The organism is Candidatus Poribacteria bacterium, from assembly GCA_026706025.1.
Taxonomy (GTDB): domain Bacteria; phylum Poribacteria; class WGA-4E; order WGA-4E; family WGA-3G; genus WGA-3G.
On record JAPOZO010000047.1, the window covers coordinates 1 to 4,562 of the forward strand.

At 43.0% G+C, this 4,562-nt stretch carries 3 protein-coding genes and 1 pseudogene; all 4 read right to left on the reverse strand.

Annotated elements, in window-relative coordinates; genetic code table 11:
- Positions 1-647: 647 nt before the first annotated feature.
- Positions 648-860, reverse strand: coding sequence for a helix-turn-helix domain-containing protein (locus OXH00_09715; GenBank protein MCY3741284.1), 213 nt, complete (start codon positions 858-860; stop codon positions 648-650).
- Positions 861-2,248: 1,388 nt separating this feature from the next.
- A complete protein-coding gene (locus OXH00_09720; protein MCY3741285.1) occupies positions 2,249-2,581 on the reverse strand; it encodes a DUF5615 family PIN-like protein in 333 nt (110 codons plus the stop codon).
- A 7-nt stretch (positions 2,582-2,588) separates the two neighbouring features.
- A pseudogene (locus OXH00_09725) lies at positions 2,589-2,807 on the reverse strand (DUF433 domain-containing protein).
- A 123-nt stretch (positions 2,808-2,930) separates the two neighbouring features.
- Positions 2,931-4,337: an ABC transporter permease subunit gene (locus tag OXH00_09730; GenBank protein MCY3741286.1), complete on the reverse strand. Its 1,407-nt coding sequence runs from the start codon at positions 4,335-4,337 to the stop codon at positions 2,931-2,933.
- Between the last annotated feature and the right edge of the window lie 225 nt (positions 4,338-4,562).

Genomic DNA, 4,562 nt, shown 5'->3' on the forward strand with positions numbered 1-4,562 from the left:
TTGGCAAGCTCTTCAACTCATGAAAAAAGTACATTATGAAAACTGAATGGCTCTGTCTTCAACCCTGTAAGGGTGGCATGTTTATATCGTTTATGCTAAAATGCCATGAAAAAGTCGCTAAATTGACACCTCTGGTGTGCTGTGGACGCAAACTGGGAAGTTTGCGCTACAATATGCTTTTGTCAACCTCACCTTAGTTTAAGTAGTATATCAGAGAAAAACAAAAGCCACCGGCATGCAAAAAAAAAGGCGTGGCCCCAATCACAAACCACACCAACTGCTATTGCCTCTTAACTGACGGCTGACAGCCGACAGCCAACAGCCATTAAAACTGAAAAGCGGTGGACAGGGAATCCACCGCTTTTTCATGGGGTTAATTTGGTTGAGAAGATGTTATTCTCCTCCATAGAAAACAAAAACACCGGGAACACGTGCCTGCTTTGCGTTTCAAATGGTGTGAAGTCTCGCTATCAGTTACCAGTTACGAGTTGCCAGTTGCCAGAAAGAATTAACGGGTTACTGGACACTGGTTACTGTCAACTGTTTTGAAACTTCCATTCATATAGGAGTTACCAGTTGCCAGTTATCAGTTAAGATCAAATCCCTTCTTCTCTGGTAACTGGATACTGTTAACTGTAATGATTCAATTACGGTGGGGTTCCATTTTCAAGGTTTAACGCGTGTTGTTTGTATGCATCAATGAGTTCAGTCTCGAATTCTTTCCAGATTTCAAGCTTCCGCCAATTCGATACAGTTGCCTCGGTGAAACCGAGTTCGCTTGCGATTTCGCGGTTGCTTTTACCGTCAAATGACATCCGGCAGGCGATTAGAAGTTGTTTCGTGCTTACTCGCTTTGGCATGTGAAATTCCATCCCTTCGTTAAAATTAACCCAAGTTGCTACCTTTCTATCAGACTGTCTTGGATTCTGCGATTTGTTGTAGCGTGGACGCTTCGTTTGGGTTTGTTGTGCCTCCGAAAACTCACAGTTGACGGCACAAAGACGCAGAAACCGCATCGTTCAAATCTTGTCGGTGTTTACTGGTTGTACAAAGTCAGTTTATAGTAAAATCCGAAAACAAGTTTATACTTGTAGCATAGGAAACCGTTGGTTTCCTGTGCCATTGGAACATACAACTTTATAGTTCACGACGATACGAGTGTATAAGTAATTACAGGATTTACTATAAAATATTATTCAAGATAAAATAATAAAGTCTAACCATAACTTTATAAAAATATAAAACATCAAAAAAAAGCAAATTATTTTTGTAAAATTGCTAATTTTTCTTCATCTTGCTTAGGCGTGCTATTACTTTGCAGAGAAAATAAAAAAAAATTTAAGAATACACTGACATGACCGTCATAAAATGTCCGAAGAAATAGATTTCGACATAAAACCGTGCTGCTTAAAGATGGCAAGTTAGGTTAGACTCAGTTTTTTAACAACCAATTACATTTAATTATACGCACTAAAAAAAGATTTGTCAAGTTTAAACCTCATTTTTATTTGATTTAACGATAATTAAACACTTTAGATGCAATTTGTCAAGAAAAAATTGTAAGATAGGAACAGTGGAAAAGGAGGCTAAAGCATAGGAAAAGTAGGTCTTTAACCCGAAACACGCGCCGGGCGCATTCCATGTCAAGGTTCCCTACTCCTCAAAACGGAATACAGGCACGTGTTCTCGGTGTTTTTGTTTTCTATGGAGGAGAATAACATCTCCCTCACATTAATAATTATACATAAAAATGTATAATTAAGTCAAATTTATTTTATTTTTTTTGAAAATACTATAATTTTTAGTTCAAAAAACCCGTTAATTTCTGTTCACTTCAATCTATAGGACTTACGCAAATTGAGTGGAAAATAGGTTGGGTTTGCGACTGCACCATAGGTTTCCATTTAGTGATTTTCCGTGGTATTCTCGTGCTCTTAAGTCTGAACTGTGATTTCTGTGATTTTTTTGATTTTTGTGATAAGATTTCTGAAAAGAATCAGTCCCGTAGGTTGGGTAGAGCGGAACAGAAAAGGGGGTGTCGGTGTTCCAAATACGCGTGAAATCCGAGTTGTGGTCATATTCCCCGAAGAATGCAGCGAAACCCAACTTCATACCTGCATCAGGAACCCAGACGTTGGGTTTCACTCGTTTTCTGTTGGGTGTTGCGTATCTGGGGCAAGTTGTGTTTTTCTGTGATTTGGCGGGTTTTTGTGGTATCCGTTCAACCCAACCTACGGGACTAAGCAGATCACAGCAGGACAAATAACCCTCGATTGGCATCTCTTGCAAAGGCTTGGATATCCGAGTAATGATCTCTTAAGTTATTTTCGACAGTCTTTGTTGAACAATTCCCTAAACCGATCCAAATTACTTTTGGGGGAGGTCCATAAACAGTGCTTCTATGCCTAAAATCTGCATCTTTTGATACGATAAGATAATCGTTTTTACGGGCGTAATCCCATAACTCGGTATCCGCTGCCGCATCTAATCCAGCATCTTGGACATGAGTGGAATTAGGAAACAGATCCGCCAGCAGATTCACAAGATTCGGCGATAGGTTCTGATCGAATAGAAGTTTCATCCGTATAAACAATCGTCTGTGATTTTTTCCAGTTGGCGGCATAGGCAAAACAGGCGCGAATATCCGTTTCAGTTAAATACGGAAAATCATCAAGAATTTCCGCCACTGTCATACCGGATGCAAGATATTCAAAGATATCGTAAACGGTGATCCGCATGCCCCGAATGCACGGTTGCCCGCTGCGTTTGCCCGGTTCAACGGTAATAATGCCTGTGTAGTCGTTCATTGCTGTTCCTCGTTGGTAAGTTTCAGGTGCTTATTATTATAAAGTATATACGAAAAGTTTTGAAAAAGCAAGCGATTCAGATTCTAAGCGGCAGCATTCAGTTTTCTGTATCACCCACCCGATTCAAATCTCAAGGCGCACAAAGGCGAGATACGCGCCTGACGTAAGTACGCCAAGAAACAACACCAATAACAGTAGGTCCGTCGCTGCGGTGTTGAAATCACGGTTGAGACTAAGCGTGTCTTTAAATTTGGGAATCGCTTCTGGGCTGACGGGCTTCTGGGACATACCCTCCTGAATCCCAACAACATGAAGACTTTCTGGATCTGCCCTATCCGTATCAATAACAAATTCCCGGTACTCGCGGGCGTAACGCTGTACATTCTCAATAAATTGCTGATGCCGTTCAAACCCCGTTCCCGCAAAAGATTCAAAGAGGCGTTGTGTAATCGCTGTCGGTGAGATACGGGTGATCGCGCGTGCCCGTTTCCCTTGTGCAATCTGTTGTTTTAAATATGCCTCATTATAGCGTTCATGCTCTTCGGCTTCTGTCGTAACATACTCGCCGAGTACGTGCACCGGTGGCGGCGTTTGTGAGTCCCCATATTTATCTTGGTATGCCGCACGCGCCTCATCTGCAAGCCGAAGGTGCTGGGTCCAAAATTCCACATAAGCTATCGGGACTGACGTTTGACTCCCAATAGATGCCAGCGTATTCGGCATAAACACCACAAAACTCACCCAGATTAACAACAGCACAACGAGACTCACACCACTCTCTCGTACAGCGGCTGAGACGAGAAGTCCCAAAGCGATAAAGAGACACGTATAAAGAACAACGATACCGTACAAGATACCTAAGCGTCCCCACGCCTCGGCATTGAGTTGTACTGCGTCTGAGGTAGAAATCAGGATCAGATTCATCAACACCGCAATCGCGAATGGAATATTAATGCTGATGAACGCGCCTAAAAACTTCCCTATTAGCACGGTGTGCCGCGGGATAGCGTTTGCCAATGTCAATCGCAATGTCCCGCGTTCCAGTTCGCCAGAAATCGAATCAAAAGTGAACAGGAGCGCGATGAAACTCAGCACATAGCCGACGATGAACGCCCAATCCAGAGTTGTGAAATCAGGACGAATATTGAATAGATTTGGGGTCTTTTGTGGATACCCCATCCGCCAGATAGGTGTCATGTTGGCGATCTTGCGCATGAAGTTTGCACCACTGGCGTGCGTCGGTAGAAATGCCTCATCACCTTCAGCACAGAAACGGAGAGGTGAGGGTGCTTTATGGAGATCGCCGGGGCCTTGCGTCGCGAGGCGATATAAACTGGTGCTGCGCGATTCTAATGCTTTTATAGCGTCAGCAGCCGCGTTGTGATATGCCTGTGCCTGCACTGGATGTTCGCGCAGATACAGTACCGCGTTCGTCAGCATCAATGCCAACAGCAGCACCGTCGCCAATGCGAAGCGAAGACTATTCAGGTTATCGTAGAGTTCACGCCAAGTTATATTAAAAAGTCCCATATACTATCCTATACTAAATTTTGGAGAATCTGAAAAAACACCAAGCAAAACCCGTTACAAGACTGAACTTTGACACTATCCTATTTCTATCAACACAGCAGTTCCTTCTTTAGTCCTGTAGGGTTTATTTCCTGGGGGTCTTTGCTTGGGTGTTTCTGCGGATTTCTTCAGCATGTTTATAGAAGAACGTTGAAAAAGCCAATTTAGCCCTGTAAGGGCGGCATG

What these genes read in the sequence shown, in the direction of transcription:
- OXH00_09715 (MCY3741284.1), bottom strand. Translation starts at nt 860, where the DNA reads ATGCCAAAGCGAGTAAGCACGAAACAACTTCTAATCGCCTGCCGGATG.
- OXH00_09720 (MCY3741285.1), bottom strand. Translation starts at nt 2,581, where the DNA reads ATGAAACTTCTATTCGATCAGAACCTATCGCCGAATCTTGTGAATCTG.
- OXH00_09730 (MCY3741286.1), bottom strand. Translation starts at nt 4,337, where the DNA reads ATGGGACTTTTTAATATAACTTGGCGTGAACTCTACGATAACCTGAAT.